Raw genomic sequence first — 16,646 nt, forward strand, 5'->3', positions numbered from 1 at the left:
CCATTACTTCGTTGATTCAGATTTATTTGCATAACGACTACTCCACTCCCGCAAAATCCTATCACGCTCTTTTGCGGCATAATCAAAATCCATTTTAATCAGTCGTTGTTCATAATCATCAGGAATATTTGCTAATTTAGGCGCCACATTGGGCTGACCTGTGATAGCAAAACTTTTGCCATACAATTTCATCGCCTCTGTACTCGATGCCCAATCAGCTAAAGTTTTAGCAGCTGCTAAGTTTTTAGTTCCTTTATGAATAGCAAAAGCCTCTACATCCCAACCTAACCCCTCTGCGGGGAAAATAAGATCTATAGGAGCACCTTTCATTTTGTTTGTATGTCCTCTGTACTCAAAAGAGATGCCTAACACATACTCTCCCGTTGCTGCCATATTACATGGCTTTGAGCCAGAGTGCGTATACTGCGCTATATTCTTGTGAAGTTCATCCATGAACCTCCAACCATCGCCACGTCCTTGATCATCGCCTAACATTTGTAGCCAACTGACCACATCAAAATATCCTGTCCCCGATGAGGTAGGATCAGGCATAACAATTTGTCCACGGTAAACAGGGTCTAACAAATCAGCCCACTTTTCTGGTTTTGGAATATTTCTCTTAGCGGCCTCTACCGTATTAAAACAAACAACGGCGCCCGTTACATCGAGCCCCCACCAGTATGGTGGATTATTTACATCACGATAACTTTCTTTAATATTAGATAAATTGGCCGGTGCATAAGGTTCCAACATTCCTTGTTGCTTTAATACACCTAAGCCAGTAATCGCTACTCCCCAAATCACATCCGCTTTAGGATTATTCTTTTCAGCCAACAATTTAGAAACAATCACACCTGTTGAATCACGTACAATCCGTAACTGTATATCAGGATACGCTTTATTAAAGGCACGCTGATAAGCTTTAATTTGGTCCGTTTCTAACGCGGTATAAACCGTTAACTGGCTCTTCTCTGCCCATGCACTCATAGAGTACAAAAGTCCCATACTGATACTGATTAATACTTTTCTTAAGTACATCTTATTTTCCTAGTTTCTTATCAACTTAAGTAAAGTATATAAATCATTTATGACAACTTGATGACAAACAAAATACGCTTTAACACAATCTAAAATGATTTACTAAAAGCTTGGCAATCATTTAATGCTAAAATAACTAGACATTTAATAAATTAGAATCAAAAACATTTCAAATCCCATTAAGTAGGTTAATTATGAACCATGTTATTGACCAAATGCAGAAACACATCTCTGTTCGTAAATATACTGATCAGGCTATTCCACAGTCTGTTTTAGAGGAAATATTAATAGCCGCGCAAGGCGCTTCCTCTTCCAACTTTATTCAAGCTTATTCTGTTATTTCAGTTGAAGACACAGAAAAAAAGCAACTACTAGCAGACTATAGCAACAACCCTCATGTAGCGACCTGTGCTGTATTTCTTGTATTTTGTGCAGATTTAGCTCGACTAAATGCAGCCTGTTTACAACACAACACGGTAGTTCAAAGCGATTCAATGGAAAATCTATTAGTATCCACTATCGATGCTACGCTATTTGCTCAAAACGTTGCATTAGCCGCAGAATCTAAAGGCTACGGAATTTGTTTCATTGGAGGGATTCGTAATCAGCCAGAAAAAATAAATGAGCTGTTAAATATTCCCCACTTGGTATTTCCTGTCTTTGGCATGACAATAGGCGTTCCTGTCAAGCAAAATCAAGTTAAACCAAGATTACCACTACAAGCCATTCTCCATAAAGAATGCTATGATGCTAACAAATACCCTGCACTATTATCACAATATGATCATACCATGCAGACTTATTATCAAACACGCGGTACTAATCAGAAAAATGATGATTGGACTCACAATATGAGCCAGTTCATCAGCCAACTTAAACGCCCTCACATGAAAGACTTCCTTGCTAAGCAAAATTTCAAAGCAGAATAATTAGCATTCTTAAAAGATTGCTTGTTTAAATACGGCAATCTTTTTTTAGATAAATTCTTTACTAGCACTCCTAAAAACTCACGCTACTCATTATATTTTTTTCTGGCTTGTAAAGATAAGAGAATCTTATAGAAACACCTAAATAAAATATTTCTATTTCATTTAGCAACCCCAAATTACACATATTTTTATATTGCACTAAAGTTTGAATTAATTTTATTGCCATCATTAAACTTTATAATTTTAATTTACTCTAATTCACGTGCTTATTTTGATAATAAATTAATTTGATGATATTTTTTAATCCCATCATTTCTATCTATTATGTAAGCATTTAACAACGATATAAAAATAAATAAAAGGAAATTATTAAAATGCGAAAAATACTACTTTTTTTACTAGGGTTACTCATAGCTATTATAGGTATAAGCTTTGTTGTTGCTGGCGGTTATTTAGTTTATTTAGGGGATACATCTTTCTATTTAATACTAGGTGCTATTTATTGCATTACGCCTATTTTATTATACAAAAATAAATCGATCGGACTTTATCTTAATTATATTGCTGTGATCTATACACTGATTTGGGCAATTTGGGAAAGAGGATTTAATTTTTGGGCGATGAACTCCCGGATAATGTTACCATTAGGTATTGCAATTCTCAGTACATTAGTTTTTTGTAAAAGGAACAGTGCTGTTAAAAGGATTGCTTATAGCCTTGGTGGTCTGTGTGCAATTTTTTTTATCTGTATGCTTGCAGGCACTTTAGTACCTCATAATACTATTTATAATGAAACTCAAGCCTTTAAAAAACACTCGAGTAATCTAAATAAACCAGAAAACTGGTTTGCTTATGGTAAAACAACGCAAGGAGATCGTTTTTCATCATTTACTCAAATAAATAAAGACAATGTAAAAGATTTACAAGTAGCTTGGATGTATAATACAGGAGATAAAGGTCCAGGGATTGACCAAAACACACCTCTACAAATAGATGACAAAGTCTATACCTGTTCACGCAATAACCATTTAGCTGCTATAGACGTTGATACTGGCAAGCCAATTTGGACATTCTCTCCTGATGCGAAGTCTCCTATATGGCAACGTTGCCGTTCTGTATCATATTACTATGATGAAACAGTTGACAATACAGTTTGTAAAAAACGCATCGTAATGACAACTATTGATGCCCGTTTAATAGAGGTTGATGCTGACACAGGAAAACCATGTAAAGATTTTGGCGATAAAGGTACTGTTAACTTAAAACAAGATATGGGAACAGTTACTCCAGGATTTTACTTTCAAACATCATCACCACTTGTTGCACGTGATCGCATTATCGTAGGCGGCTGGGTTGTAGATAATCAACAAGTTAATGAGCCATCAGGAGTTATTCGTGCATTTGATGCTAAAACTGGTGAATTAGATTGGGCTTGGGATTTAGGCAATCCTGAAATTACAAAATATCCACCTGAAGGAAAAACTTATACCTTAGAAACTCCAAATATGTGGACACATGCAGCTTATGATGACAAATTAGGTTTAGTTTATATTCCTTTAGGTAATACTACACCTGATTATTATGGTGCCAATAGGCCTAAGTTTTCTGATGAATATAATTCATCATTAGTTGCATTGGATATCAATACTGGTCGTAAAAAATGGAAATTCCAAACTGTTCATCATGATTTATGGGATTACGATCTACCATCCCAACCAGCACTTATAGACGTGCCTGATGAAACAGGAAAAAATATTCCTGCTATCATGCAAACAACTAAACGTGGACAAATATTTTTACTTAATAGAGAAACAGGAAAGCCTATTACCAAAGTAGAAGAAAAAAATGTACCAAACAAAACTAATGTACCTGATGAGTACCTTTCTCCAACACAACCTTATTCAACAGGAATGCCAACCATTGGAGCAGATCATTTAACTGCTAATAAAATGTGGGGAATGACCTTGCTTGATCAGCTGGCTTGCCGTATACAATTTAATCGTGTTAATTATCAAGGAGACTTCACACCAATTGATTTCAAACCAACTATTGAACAGCCAGGTAATGTAGGTGGACTTAACTGGGGTAGTGTGTCTCTAGATCCGCTTAATCTAATCGCCTATGTAAATGATATTCGTATACCTGTTTTATTTTGGTTGGTACCAAGAGATGAGTATGCTTCTACAGCTAAAAAATATCATGCTGATGGTACTGGACACGGACCATCCCCTCAAAAAGGAACACCTTATGGGATGGTCACGATGGTATGGCTAAGTTCACTAGGTGTTCCTTGTGTTGAACCCCCTTATGGCACTATTTCAGCAGTAGATTTAAAGTCTAAAAAATTATTATGGCAAACTCCAGTAGGAACGTCAGAGGAAGTTGGTCCACTAGGTATAAAAACATACATACCTATGGAAATTGGTATGCCTACTTACGCAGGGACAATGACTACTGCGGGAGGCCTTGTATTCTTTGCGGGTTCTCAAGATTATTATCTTAGAGCATTTGACTCAGAAACAGGTAAAGAAATATGGAAACATGCATTACCTATTGGTTCTAGTGCTACACCAATGACTTATATTTCACCTAATACCGGAAAACAATATATTGTCATTTCCGTTGGCGGTGCAGCACAATCAAAAAATATAGGAGATTATGTCATAGCATTCGCCTTACCAGATAACAAATAAAATAAAAGGAGCAATGCTCCTTTTATTTTACAAACATTATCGACAGGCCACTACGACTAAAAAATATTTACCCTACCTAAAATTTTTCAAGGTCCCATTTGTATAAAGTATCTTTGCGCATAAACATTTACGCTCATATTAAAATAACTTATAATCAGCCTACCTTTTCAACAATAAATATAACGTATAATTATGGAGAAGTATGTTGATAAAGTTGATTACAGGACTTCATTTAAAGCTATTTGTTTTATCTGTTTTCCTCTTATTTGCAATGAGCATTAAAGCAGCGGAAGTTCCTAAGTTAAACGCTTGGGTTATTGATGAAACAAAGACACTGTCTAAACAACAATTAAATTCTATTAGCCAAAAACTAGCCCGTCACGAACAAAATACAAGTGATCAATTTGTTGTGCTAATAATAAAAACTCTCGGTCATGAGTCTATTGATAAATATGCTATTAAAGTTTTTAACGAGTGGCAGCTGGGACAACCAGATAAAAAAAATGGCTTGTTAATAGTAATTGCAAAAGATGATCACAAACTAAGAATCGAAGTAGGCAATGATTTAAAAAATAAAATAACTGATCCTGTTGTTAAGAAAATTATAAAAAGAAATATTACTCCCTTAATTAATCAGAATGATTATTTTCATGCTATCGATATCACTGTTGACAAGCTTATCAGTAAGACCACTGTGAGTCATGCTAATATAAAAACACTGATTCCAAACTGGCCTATTTCTTTAGCACTGATTTGTAGTCTATTTGCACTTATCATTCCCTTTTCATTGTATTTTCTTAGTACACGCTTTTTTAAAAAACAGTTAACGCTAAAGAAATGCTACCTCATTTACTTTATTCCATCGATTGCATTATCCCTAATTCTTTTAAACTTATTTGGATCAAGTATTAAAAGCAATACGGTTACATTAATTTATTGTTTAACAATCACGCTTACATCTTATATCAATGCGGGTGTTTTAATATTTATTGTATGTTACATAAAAAAGATAACTAAAAAAGCCTCTTAAAAGAGGCTTTTTTATTGAATGACTATTCAATCATCCCCACCAATAACGAACAACATGGAAAAAGATAGGTGCAGCAAAGCACACAGAGTCTAAACGATCGAGCATACCACCATGCCCTTCAATCATATGCCCCCAATCTTTGATACCACAGTCACGTTTAATAGATGACATTACCAAACCACCCATAAAGCCAAGCAGGGTTATCATCAACGCGATAAGTGCTGCCTCAACAAAGCTAAAAGGGGTGATCCAAAATAAACAAGCGCCAATGAGAGAAGCTGAAACAATCCCCCCAACAAAACCTTCAATCGTTTTAGAAGGGGATAAGTTAGGTGCTATTTTGTGCTTACCAAATAATTTACCAAAGACATATTGCAGTACATCCGAAATCTGAACAACAATCACTAAAAAGGCTATCAGCAATAAATTTCGCCCTTCAAACCCTTTAATATTAAGGGTTAATAGCGCAGGCACGCATGAAATACAGTAAACGGTTATCATCAACCCCCACTGCACTTTAGCGGTACGTTCTAAAAAGTTTTTTGTTGTTCCTGATAACGATGCAAACATCGGCAATAATAGAAACACATACACAGGAATAAAAATAGTATACATACCATACCAATCCATACCCACTAAGATATATTGCAATGGTAACGCCGCATAAAAAGCAAATACTAACGCATAGTAATCACCCGATGTCGTGGGTGTGATCGTAATAAATTCTCGCAATGCGAAAAAAGAAATAATAAAAAAGAGCACAATCACTGCGGTGTTACCCAGCCAAAAAGCAATACCTATCACAATAACCATGCACCACCATGCATTGATGCGAGCATTGAGGTTGGCAATAACTGGCGTGTTACCTTTAAATAGTTTTAATAGAAAACCAATAGCAGAAGCTAAGACTAAAACAGCGCCAATACCACAAAATAAAAAGAAAGTATCCTGATCATGAGATAGCATTTATTTATTCTCCTTTCCCTAAAGCAATCAATGATGCTCTGGCTCTGTCTAAAAATTCATGGCGTGTTTCATTTTCTTCAACTTGAATAGGTTCCCCTACAGTCAAAGTACAAAGCACAGGTAAAGGAATAACATGGCCTTTTGGCATGACTCTTTTTAAATTATCTAACCAGACAGGCACAATCTCTACATCAGGATAAGCTATGGCTAAGTTATAAAGTCCACTTTTGAAGGGGAGTAATTCTTCCTCTCGATTACGAGTACCTTCAGGAAAAATAATCAATGAGTCACCTTGCCCTAAAGCATTTAACATAGGTTCTAAAGGATTACTACCCTCTTTACGCACACGATCAACTAAAACGCCACGAAACATCTGATGAATCATAAAACGGTGTAGTTTTGTTCTTGACCAATAGTCAGAAGCAGCGACAGGTCTTGTTTGTTGACGTAACTTAGGAGGAAGAGCGGCCCAAATTAATACAAAGTCTGCATGACTAGAGTGATTAGCATAATAAATACGTTGCTTGGGTTCAGGATGACACCCTTTCCAAACACAACGTGCTCCTGTTAGAGCCTTTGCAAACCCTATCAATAAAGCAGAACAAATCTTTGCCAACATAAAAAGAAAACTCCTAAAAAAGGCACTTATTTTAACCAATTATACCGTTTATTCGCCTTTCGTATAGCTTATCTTCTGCCTATCAGCAACTAATCATCACAATAACACTGATCACTAATAAAATACTTTGTATAACACAGCAAAAGAGCTGTTTTTTAAACAAACCAATAGCCCCTTTCATTCGACTTTCTAAGCTACGCTCAGGATCATAGCCTTTTTTGATTAAACCAAACTGACACAATGAGTGATCCATCGACTTTAATGCAGACATCAGCTCACTATTAGAATACGCTTGTAGCGATTTAAATAGCGACCGATCAAAATCGACACGTACCGCAAAATACTTCTCAACAATACCTAAAAGGAAAATAGCGATACTTAAACCAACCATAATTAAACTGTCAGCAAATAAAAACATGACAATAGTTAGCAGCAGCAATGAAATAACTGTAATGTTGGAGGAAAAACGGCCTATCATGGTTGATTGTTTTAATAAGCCCACTAAAACAGCTAAATCCACTTGTTTAGATTGATTACTCATGCTTCGTAGCCCACCATGCTTCTAAATTTTTCTGTTGTACCTGACTAATAACCACTGTTGGCCTGGCTTTTTTAAGTATCTCCAAAGCTTCTTTTACTGTTGCAGCATGCTTGCTCCACAATAACCAAGCAAGAACTGCTTGTGCACTGCGCGAATAGCCTAAAGCACAACAAACTAAAACATGACCTTGCTGTTGATAAGCATCAATTGCTTTAACGGCCTCATCAAAAATACTGATGGGTGGCATGGTTAGGTCTAACACAGGAATTAACCGATAACGCTCCACGTAGCAGGTCATCGGTAACTCAGCACAAAGATCAACAACCCCTGAAAACTGATACTGATTAATCGTTGACGGGCAAGGAATACGGCCTAAATAAACATTACCAACCACACAATCTGCGTTGTTATTATTTCTGGTCCATAGTCTTGAGTTAACCCATGCCACTATGAAATAAGGTGTATACAATAAAAAAGCAGGAAAACTAAAACGCCCATTATCTTGTTTTTGAAAACCCACTGCGCCAAAGAAAGCATAGTTTAAAGCAACCAACAAGAAAGCGACCGAGAGCCAACACAACCATAACCACAAACCACCCAGATAAAGACTAACCAAGGCGTTAATGCAAGCCACCATAGTATATATAAAAAACAACTTCCACTGTTTAGGATATGCTTTTGCTAGTAAGGGTGATGAGCTATTATCCGGCCATAACCAAATACATAAACAACCTGCTAAAACTCCCGTAGGCACATCAAAAAAATGATGCTGCCATGTTGTTAACACTGACAACCCTATTAAGAAAAACCAACCATGCAATAGCCAACGCCAGTAGCCCTTAATATGCTGGCTATAGAAAACCCATAGAATTACTAACAATGTAATGTGCAATGAAGGTGCCTGATTAAACGGTTTATCAAAACCCATCAACAAATCAAATAATGTACCAAAAAAGCCATCTAAATGAGGGCGCTCAAAAGTAAAATGTAGAGGGAATAATAAAAAACAGCCCACGCAAATTACCTGTGCAGAAAGTAACCTACGCCCCAATGTGTCTAACTCCTTTCTTGTGCAAGCCATTAAAATAGCAAGGCCATACAGTGCATCGATACTCCAGTAAGGGACAATTGTCCACGACCATAAAGGAATAAAGTGTTCCCAATTAAAAACAACACTGCCCACATCACTTCTTAACGAAGTAATGTGGTTAGCAAGGCCATAGCTGAAAAAGAAGAAACCACTTAAACCGATAAGCCATAACAATGTTCTTGGCCATAAGCTGGCTTCTCTTTTATGACTCATCATTTAACCCGCTGTGCAATAGAAACGCTAAAGATACCCCACTCATCAATACGCATGGTTAGTTTACGAAAACCTGCTGCCTCAACCAGCTGATCCATCTCTAACTGAGTACGTCGACGCATAACCCACGCTTGCCCCTCACGATGACTAGTCAACACACGGGCAATAAACTCTAATTGAGGATGCCAAGGCTGACCGGTATACACTAAATAACCACCATCTTCCACAGACTCAGCTAACCCTGCTAATGAATCTCTAATCATTTGATTATCACCAAATAATTCATATAATCCTGATACCACTGCCAGTGTTGGCTTTATATTCAATATAGCTAGCTGTTCTTTATTAAAAGCATCACCTCTCTCAAAACGAGCGATCGAACTAAGTCCTTTGGCTGCGATTAGCGCTGTACCATCTTTCACGTTAATATCACTGTAATCACGCAATAAAATAGAATCAGGTTTTTGCTCAAGCTGATTCACTGCCTCTAAAATATAGCGGCCGTGCCCCGCTGCGATATCAACAATATTCACAGGCTTCCCAGCTTGCTTTAATTGTTCAATGGCTAACTTTAATAGCTCTTCAGCATGCACTTTACGCTGTCTAATACCGCGCCAACCGATTGATTGCAAATAGAGAAAATCAATGTAACGACCAAAACCCGAACAACCTGATGCTTGATTACGATAAACATAATCAAGAGTACTACCCGAGTCAAAGCCTGTATCAAACCCTAGTTTTACGCCTTCAGAAATTTTACTGGTTTGTTTTAAAAGCTTTCTATTGATTTTCCAATAGTGTTTTTTGAAAAAACCTTGTACAGGTAGCGCTAAGTTATCTGCCTCTGCACGCGTATAACCAACCTTATCAGCATCCAATAACGATGGTATTGCCTGTGGTTCAGCAAAGCAATTTAAGATAAATCGTCTTGCTCTTTCAACCGCTAGATGGCGATCTTTCTCACCTAAAGTATCATGATAAAAACCGGGCAATACATGGTATTCTTTTTTCAGGCTGCCTAAATTCTCAAAGAATTGCTGTTGTGGTTTACGTCGTACGACATAATCAGAACCCGACACAAGCATCTGAGTAGGCACATGTATCGACTGAGCATCTTTCACTACACGATCAGACGTACTGTATAAATCTAATAATACTCGAACTGAAATAGGGCGAGCAATCAAAGGATCCGTTTTGAATGATTCCTCACGGCTTTTATCATGGGTTAATAATTTTGGTTTAACGTAACTATTTACAAAGAAGTTACCTTTCAAATTATAGAGTAGCTTCAAACCGGGCACAGCAAAAGGCACATAAAGTTTCACACTAAAAGCAGGTGAACCCAGTACCATCGCACGAATATTAGGTACATAATCATGCACCCATGTTGAGGCAACCACAGCACCCACACTTTGCCCGATAACGGCAATATCTTCGCTCGCTAATTGATATTCTGTTTTTATATGCAGAAAGAAATATTCTGCATCTCTTACAATCCATGCAAAACTGGGCGCATCACCCCGCTCTCCAGGAGATTGTCCATTACCTCTTGCATCCCAAGCAAAAAACTGGAACTCTGGTAAATTTAACTCTTCAACTAAATGTGCAATACGACCTGAATGCTCGTGCCCACGGTGGAACAATATAATTGTAGGCGTACTTCCCTCTGCTGGCGCTGATACAGCTGGCCAATGGCGATAAAATAGCGCTGTTCCATCATGACTGGTAAATGCTTTTTGTTGTTCCTGACGCATACAACTTTCCTTCTAGTGATGAGAAATCTCTTTTAAACCCTGCTTTATACGGTTAACAAGTGTATAAACTAATAAAGCCGCAATAACCCACAGTAATACATTAATCCATGTCAAAGGTAACCAGCCAATAGCAATACCTGCACTAATCACGCCAAAGGCTAAAGCCCTATCACTTTTACCCATAGGGCCATCATAACGACGTGAAGCGCCCACTAATGGTGCCATTACACCTGCATATTCAGTGAGTAAAGAAAGAATAACCACTAACACCACTAATAAAGGATTTACCGTGGCAACAAATGCAAAGACTAAAAATAATGCACTGTCTGCAATGACATCACATAACTCATTCAAATAAGCGCCGAGTCCTGACTTTTGATTAAACTCGCGTGCCAACATGCCATCAATGGCATTTAATGCCATACGAATAAACATCCAGAGAGGAACTAACCAAAACACCCAAGCATGGCTCGCTAACAATCCAACAACCAATGCAATAACTAGCGACCCTACACAGGCACCTATAGTAACTTGGTTGGCGGTTACCCCCGCATTGAATAATTTATTAACAAGAGGTCTTAACAGTGATTGAAACTTTGGTTTTAACTGATAAACAGAGATCATTTTTGAAGCTTCCATTTTTAAACGTTCGTTTTAATTTTAAATATATTAATCTATTTATTTGTACTTGCCAATCTTATTTTAATCCCTACTGACTATTTATCATAAATAAAGTAACTATTTGAGTGTTATTGCGCACTCACACCTAATTAAAACGCGTTATAATAATGTATAAATACTCGAAATAGTAAGGAACGTTTCATGTCAAAAATAGTAATAACTCTAATTATTGCCACTATCTCTCCTTTAGTGATGGCAAATAATGACAACTGGATAGAGACACAAAAAGACTCTCACATTTTCATCAAAACCGATGATATTGTTATTGATAAACAAAACCCTGATCTTAGAACAACCAAAATATCTATTAATGTTCCATCCATGCAAGAAAGAAAAGCTAACCCTACTAAAACAGCGCTAACTAACCCCTACCCCATCTCTTATGTCACCGACTTTACCATTAACTGTAAAGATAAAACGGGAAAGATAGGTAAACAAGCTGTTCATGAAAAGTTTTTTGGTGAGGGAGAATTATTAGAAAGCGCCGATAATGACCCTAACGCAAAGTTCATCCCAATTGAAGGGGTTGATGCTACTAAAATGCTAGACGTTATATGTAAATCTTCAACAACAACTAATTAAAGGATAAGAAAATGTCAGAAATACATATTCTGGGGCCTGATTTTAGTACTTTCCTTAGAAGTGTTCGCCTTTATTGCGAAGAGCTAGGGCTGAGCTATACTTACGGGCCTGATCTAAATGGAAAAAAAATTCCACTCAAAAGTGATGAATTAGCCCACGTCAATCCCTTCAAAAAAGTTCCTGTCCTCTTCTATGATGAACATCCTATCTTCGAAACAACAACAATTTGTCGTTTTCTAGATAACATTTCTCCTACTAAAAAACTACTTCCGAAAGATCCCCTAGCAATCTCGCTTATTGATCAGTGGTCTGGTGCTCTAAGCCTTTATATTGACAACATTCTTATAAGACAGTATTTTTTAGAATTTGCATTCCCTAGAGACCCTAATAACACTGTTCGCATCAGTATTGTAGAAAAACTAATACCTGATGTCATTAGCGCACTAAATTTACTAGAGAGACAATTAAACAATAATACTTTCTTTTGTGGCAACTCTTACAGCATGGCTGATGCAATCCTCACGCCCATGCTAGATTATGTTTCTCAGACGCCATATGCTGAACAACTTTTTATTAACGCTAAAAATCTCCTTTCTTATTTAACACGAATGAAAGAAAGACCGTCAGGAAAAACCGTTTTTAGTAAATAACTTTATTCAGGCTGTAGTACACGTTACTACACTAAATTAATAAGCAACTAAACAGATACTTTTACTATGCGAATGCAACTACTCATACTCGGTGGCGATAACTTACTCGGTCAGTCTCTGTTAGAACAAGCAACTGGGGAAAACATACATTTACATGCACCAAACTCTCCAGAGGAAGGTTGGAACCATGAAAACTTATCTATTTTATTAGAAAATAATAAACCAGATTGTGTTATTAATCTTGCCTACTACGCTGATTGGTTTCAGGCCAGAGGTGTTGATACAGAAAAGCTTAGCCTACAAATAAATATGATAGAACATCTAGCAAAACTATGCCAAGAGAAAAATATCATATTGTTTCAACCTTCAAGCTATCGTGTTTTTGGTGGAACGCGTATTACCGCTTATAACGAAGAAGACGAGCCGCTTCCTATCTCCATCTTAGGTCAAGCACTTTGGAAAATTGAGCAAATAGTTGCAGATAGTTGCCCTAAACATATCCTTTTACGCTTCGGTTGGCTCTTAGATTACAACCCTGAAGGCAAAGTAGCAAGATTGATTAACAGAGCCAAAACACTCCCAGAAATACAATTGGCAGATGACCGACGCGGCAACCCAACTCCTATTGATGATGCTGCACGAGTCATTTTAGGCATACTACAACAAATCGATTGCAATACGGCATTATGGGGAACCTACCACTATGGTGCAATGGAGGCAACCTCATCTTTAACATGGGGGCAAATAGCACTTAATGAAGCAAGAAATTATGATAAAACCATCACTGAAAATATAATTGCGAAACCGCATACAGAATTTAGTGATGCAAGTGTAGAACCTCAATATGCGGTACTTTCATGCAAAAAAATACTCTACACGTTTGGTATAAAACAGCGTGCTTGGCGTGCAGCAATCCCAGAGTTATTTAAAGATTTCTACCACGACAAAATAAACACACCAGGCTAGCAACTAAAATAGAGAGGTGTTCCCCATTCCTCTCTTTAATATTGTTTTTTCACAATAAAAATAATCTTTTTAACCATGCACCTGCTAAAATAAACACCTATACAATTATTGATGAGCTATAAAAGTGATCAACACCCTTTTATTACACTGCCGTGCAGGTTTTGAAAATGAAGCCTGTGCAGAAATAACCGACAAAGCCAACATGCTAGATATCATTGGCTATGCCAAAAGTAAGCCAAACAGTGCATTTGTTGAGTTTATTTGCCAAGAGCCGCACCAAATACAACAATTTATTAACAAACAACCTTTTAATCAGCTTATTTTTCCGAGACAATGGGCGGCTGGTCAATTTGTAGAGCTCGAAGAAAATGACCGTATCAGTCAACTACTCACTATTCTAAAAGACTACCCGCCCATGGGTGACTTATGGTTAGAAATGCTAGATACCAATGATGGCAAGAGTCTTTCTACCTTTTGCCGTAAATTCGAAAAACCACTGATAACACACCTTAAAAAATCCGGAAAACTAATTGACGACCCAAACAAGCCCAGACTACTTCTAACGTTTTTAACAGGGCAAAAAGTATTTGTTGGTTATGCTAATCAGCACAACAGTGCAAAATGGCCAATGGGGATACCACGCCTCAAATTTCCTCGAGAAGCGCCTAGTCGCTCCACATTAAAAATAGAAGAAGCATGGCACTTCTTTATTCCACGTCAAGAATGGGATACAAGGCTCGCCCTCAGCATGACCGCTATTGACCTAGGCGCAGCACCGGGTGGTTGGACATGGCAACTGGTTAAGCGCCACATGTATGTAACCGCAATCGACAATGGCCCCATGCAACCGGAACTCATGGAAACTGGACAAGTAAAACACATACAAGCCGACGGCTTTACTTACAAACCGAATAAAGCTGTTAACTGGATGGTTTGTGATATTGTAGAAAAACCCGCAAGAACAGCAGCCATGGTACAAACATGGCTAGCAGAAGGATGGTGCAAAGAAGCTATCGTCAACTTTAAGCTTCCTATGAAACAGCGCTATTTAGAAGTAATGAAACTCACAGAACGAATGCAAGACCACTTTATCGATCACGGAATAAAGGTTAACATTACCTGCAAACAACTCTATCATGACAGGGAAGAAATCACCTGCCATTTACAACGTTTAAACTAAGGCAACCTATGGACCAAACTACTTTACAAACGGATGAAGTTTTAGATGCTACAGGGCTTATTTGCCCTGAGCCCATTATGCTATTACACAACAAAATTAGAGACCTCCCAGCTGGTGGGTTACTAAAGGTCATTGCAACAGATCCATCAACTCAAAGAGATATTCCCAAGTTTTGTAACTTTTTAGATCACCAATTAATTGATCAACAACAAACTGATGAAACTTATTACTACTGGATTCGCAAAAAAGGAGATTAAGAATAGCTTAACATCCTTATTTGGCGGCGACTTTGATATAGAAAGCGCATCCCTAACATAACTGAGGCAAAAGCTAGACCGATAATTAGACTAGTCCAAAATCCTGCAGGGCCTTGTGGATCACCCCAAAAATGAGTCAACCCTAGACTATAACCTATTGGCATGGCAATAACCCAATACGAAACCACCGTAATAAACATAATAATACCAGTATCTTGATAACCTCTTAATGCACCTGCACAAGTTACTTGAATTGCATCAGGTAGTTGATATAGCGCCGCAAAAATAATTAAATGACTTGCTAACATTAACACCGTATGATCTTTTGTATAAAGTGCCGCCACGTTTTCTCTAAAAATAAGCATAAGAGACATAGAAATAAAAGCCAACACAAAAGCAACCACAACGCCAACACTGGCTGAAAATCTAGCTGCTACCGCATCTTTACGCCCCATAGCTTGCCCTACACGCACAGTAATCGCAATAGAAATAGCCAAAGGCACCATAAATACCAACGAAGAAAAATTCAATGCAATCATATGGCCAGAAACCACATCATCGCCTAGCTTAGCAATTAATAAAGCAATTACACTAAAAATACTCGCTTCAGTAAAAACAGCAACACCGATTGGCACACCAATCCGCAATAAATCACCAATTACTTTCCAATTTGGCATATCAAAGCGTTTAAAAATCTCACAACTCTTATAAGCATGACCATACGAGATCCACCATACAAAGCCAAAGCACATAAACCACATAACCGAGGCACTAGCAATTCCACAACCCGCCCCACCCATGGCAGGGAATCCTAACTTACCAAAAACCATCACATAATTAACGGGAATATTCAAGGTTAGGCCAATAACACCTAGCACCATACTAGGCTTGGGTCTACCGATGCCATCACTCAAACAACGAAATACCTGATAAAAGGCAATAGCAGGCATACCACAAGCGATACCATGAAGAAACTTCATTGTTAAAAGTGATGTATCTTCAGAAGCCCCCATAAAGACCAATAATGGGTGCGCACTTAATAACAAAACAATGACGACCACAACCACAAAAAATGCCATCCACAAAGACTGTCTGACTAAAGGGCCTATCTCTTTATTATTGCAAGCACCAAATAAATTAGCCACCTTAGGAGTAGTTGCTAAAATAATACCCGTCATCAACAAATAAATCGGTATCCAAATAGAATTACCCAGAGCAATAGCCGCCAAATCATGCTTGCTAAAATGCCCTGCCATCATCGCATCAACAAACCCCATCGACGTATAGGCTAATTGAGCAATAAGAATGGGCAAAGTTAAAGAAAAAAGTGCTTTGATTTCAATTCTAAATTGATTCTTAAATGTAGCGTTCATAATCTTTACAAATAAACTAAATGACAGTACAGCTTACGAAACTTAAACCATAAGAACAAGTTTTTTAAAATTTAATTTTAATTA

16 protein-coding genes are annotated in these 16,646 nt (G+C 37.5%); 8 read left to right on the top strand and 8 right to left on the bottom strand.

The annotated features are described in order from the left end of the window. Positions 1-3: 3 nt before the first annotated feature. Positions 4-1,038 (bottom strand): putative 2-aminoethylphosphonate ABC transporter substrate-binding protein, encoded by a 1,035-nt coding sequence (locus DM558_RS09795; RefSeq protein WP_109701891.1) that lies wholly within the window; start codon positions 1,036-1,038, stop codon positions 4-6. Positions 1,039-1,232: 194 nt separating this feature from the next. Between DM558_RS09795 and nfsA the strand changes: the two genes are divergently transcribed. The 3 genes from nfsA to DM558_RS09810 all read left to right on the top strand — a co-directional run bounded on the left by nfsA (position 1,233) and on the right by DM558_RS09810 (position 5,690). Next, the gene (gene nfsA, locus DM558_RS09800) at positions 1,233-1,967 is read left to right on the top strand and encodes an oxygen-insensitive NADPH nitroreductase (RefSeq protein ID WP_127163851.1); all 735 of its coding nucleotides are present in this window, start codon (positions 1,233-1,235) and stop codon (positions 1,965-1,967) included. Positions 1,968-2,341: 374 nt separating this feature from the next. Further along, positions 2,342-4,660 carry a membrane-bound PQQ-dependent dehydrogenase, glucose/quinate/shikimate family gene (locus DM558_RS09805; protein WP_177412508.1) on the top strand — a complete coding sequence of 773 codons (2,319 nt, stop codon included), beginning with the start codon at positions 2,342-2,344 and terminating at the stop codon, positions 4,658-4,660. Between the two features lie 214 nt (positions 4,661-4,874). Continuing rightward, positions 4,875-5,690 carry a TPM domain-containing protein gene (locus DM558_RS09810; protein ID WP_164731436.1) on the top strand — a complete coding sequence of 272 codons (816 nt, stop codon included), beginning with the start codon at positions 4,875-4,877 and terminating at the stop codon, positions 5,688-5,690. Positions 5,691-5,720: 30 nt separating this feature from the next. Here DM558_RS09810 and DM558_RS09815 read toward each other — a convergent pair whose 3' ends face one another. From DM558_RS09815 to DM558_RS09840, 6 genes are all read right to left on the bottom strand, one after another. Then, complete coding sequence (locus DM558_RS09815) at positions 5,721-6,656, bottom strand: phosphatidate cytidylyltransferase (RefSeq protein ID WP_127163856.1); 936 nt, start codon at positions 6,654-6,656, stop codon at positions 5,721-5,723. 4 nt (positions 6,657-6,660) lie between these two features. Then, positions 6,661-7,275: a lysophospholipid acyltransferase family protein gene (locus DM558_RS09820; RefSeq protein WP_127163858.1), complete on the bottom strand. Its 615-nt coding sequence runs from the start codon at positions 7,273-7,275 to the stop codon at positions 6,661-6,663. An 82-nt stretch (positions 7,276-7,357) separates the two neighbouring features. Continuing rightward, positions 7,358-7,816 carry a hypothetical protein gene (locus tag DM558_RS09825; RefSeq protein WP_127163860.1) on the bottom strand — a complete coding sequence of 153 codons (459 nt, stop codon included), beginning with the start codon at positions 7,814-7,816 and terminating at the stop codon, positions 7,358-7,360. After that, positions 7,809-9,122 carry a phosphatase PAP2/dual specificity phosphatase family protein gene (locus DM558_RS09830; RefSeq protein ID WP_127163862.1) on the bottom strand — a complete coding sequence of 438 codons (1,314 nt, stop codon included), beginning with the start codon at positions 9,120-9,122 and terminating at the stop codon, positions 7,809-7,811. The genes DM558_RS09825 and DM558_RS09830 overlap by 8 nt, the downstream gene beginning before the upstream one ends. Beyond that, positions 9,119-10,873 carry a bifunctional alpha/beta hydrolase/class I SAM-dependent methyltransferase gene (locus DM558_RS09835; RefSeq protein ID WP_127163864.1) on the bottom strand — a complete coding sequence of 585 codons (1,755 nt, stop codon included), beginning with the start codon at positions 10,871-10,873 and terminating at the stop codon, positions 9,119-9,121. The genes DM558_RS09830 and DM558_RS09835 overlap by 4 nt, the downstream gene beginning before the upstream one ends. A 12-nt stretch (positions 10,874-10,885) precedes the next feature. Next, positions 10,886-11,497 (bottom strand): CDP-alcohol phosphatidyltransferase family protein, encoded by a 612-nt coding sequence (locus DM558_RS09840; protein WP_127164869.1) that lies wholly within the window; start codon positions 11,495-11,497, stop codon positions 10,886-10,888. 198 nt (positions 11,498-11,695) lie between these two features. On the opposite strand from DM558_RS09840, the gene DM558_RS09845 reads away from it, so the two are divergent. The 5 genes from DM558_RS09845 to tusA all read left to right on the top strand — a co-directional run bounded on the left by DM558_RS09845 (position 11,696) and on the right by tusA (position 15,189). Next, positions 11,696-12,136, top strand: coding sequence for a surface-adhesin E family protein (locus tag DM558_RS09845; protein WP_127163866.1), 441 nt, complete (start codon positions 11,696-11,698; stop codon positions 12,134-12,136). An 11-nt stretch (positions 12,137-12,147) separates the two neighbouring features. Further along, complete coding sequence (locus DM558_RS09850; protein WP_127163867.1) at positions 12,148-12,786, top strand: glutathione S-transferase family protein; 639 nt, start codon at positions 12,148-12,150, stop codon at positions 12,784-12,786. Between the two features lie 66 nt (positions 12,787-12,852). Continuing rightward, positions 12,853-13,752 carry a sugar nucleotide-binding protein gene (locus tag DM558_RS09855; protein ID WP_127163869.1) on the top strand — a complete coding sequence of 300 codons (900 nt, stop codon included), beginning with the start codon at positions 12,853-12,855 and terminating at the stop codon, positions 13,750-13,752. Positions 13,753-13,879: 127 nt separating this feature from the next. After that, complete coding sequence (gene rlmM, locus DM558_RS09860; protein ID WP_127164870.1) at positions 13,880-14,932, top strand: 23S rRNA (cytidine(2498)-2'-O)-methyltransferase RlmM; 1,053 nt, start codon at positions 13,880-13,882, stop codon at positions 14,930-14,932. An 8-nt stretch (positions 14,933-14,940) separates the two neighbouring features. Then, on the top strand, positions 14,941-15,189 hold the full coding sequence (tusA, locus tag DM558_RS09865; protein ID WP_127163871.1) for a sulfurtransferase TusA: 249 nt from the start codon (positions 14,941-14,943) through the stop codon (positions 15,187-15,189). Here tusA and DM558_RS09870 read toward each other — a convergent pair. Then, positions 15,186-16,562, bottom strand: coding sequence for an MATE family efflux transporter (locus DM558_RS09870; protein WP_127163873.1), 1,377 nt, complete (start codon positions 16,560-16,562; stop codon positions 15,186-15,188). The genes tusA and DM558_RS09870 overlap by 4 nt on opposite strands. Between the last annotated feature and the right edge of the window lie 84 nt (positions 16,563-16,646).

It is taken from the genome of Entomomonas moraniae, assembly GCF_003991975.1.
GTDB lineage: Bacteria > Pseudomonadota > Gammaproteobacteria > Pseudomonadales > Pseudomonadaceae > Entomomonas > Entomomonas moraniae.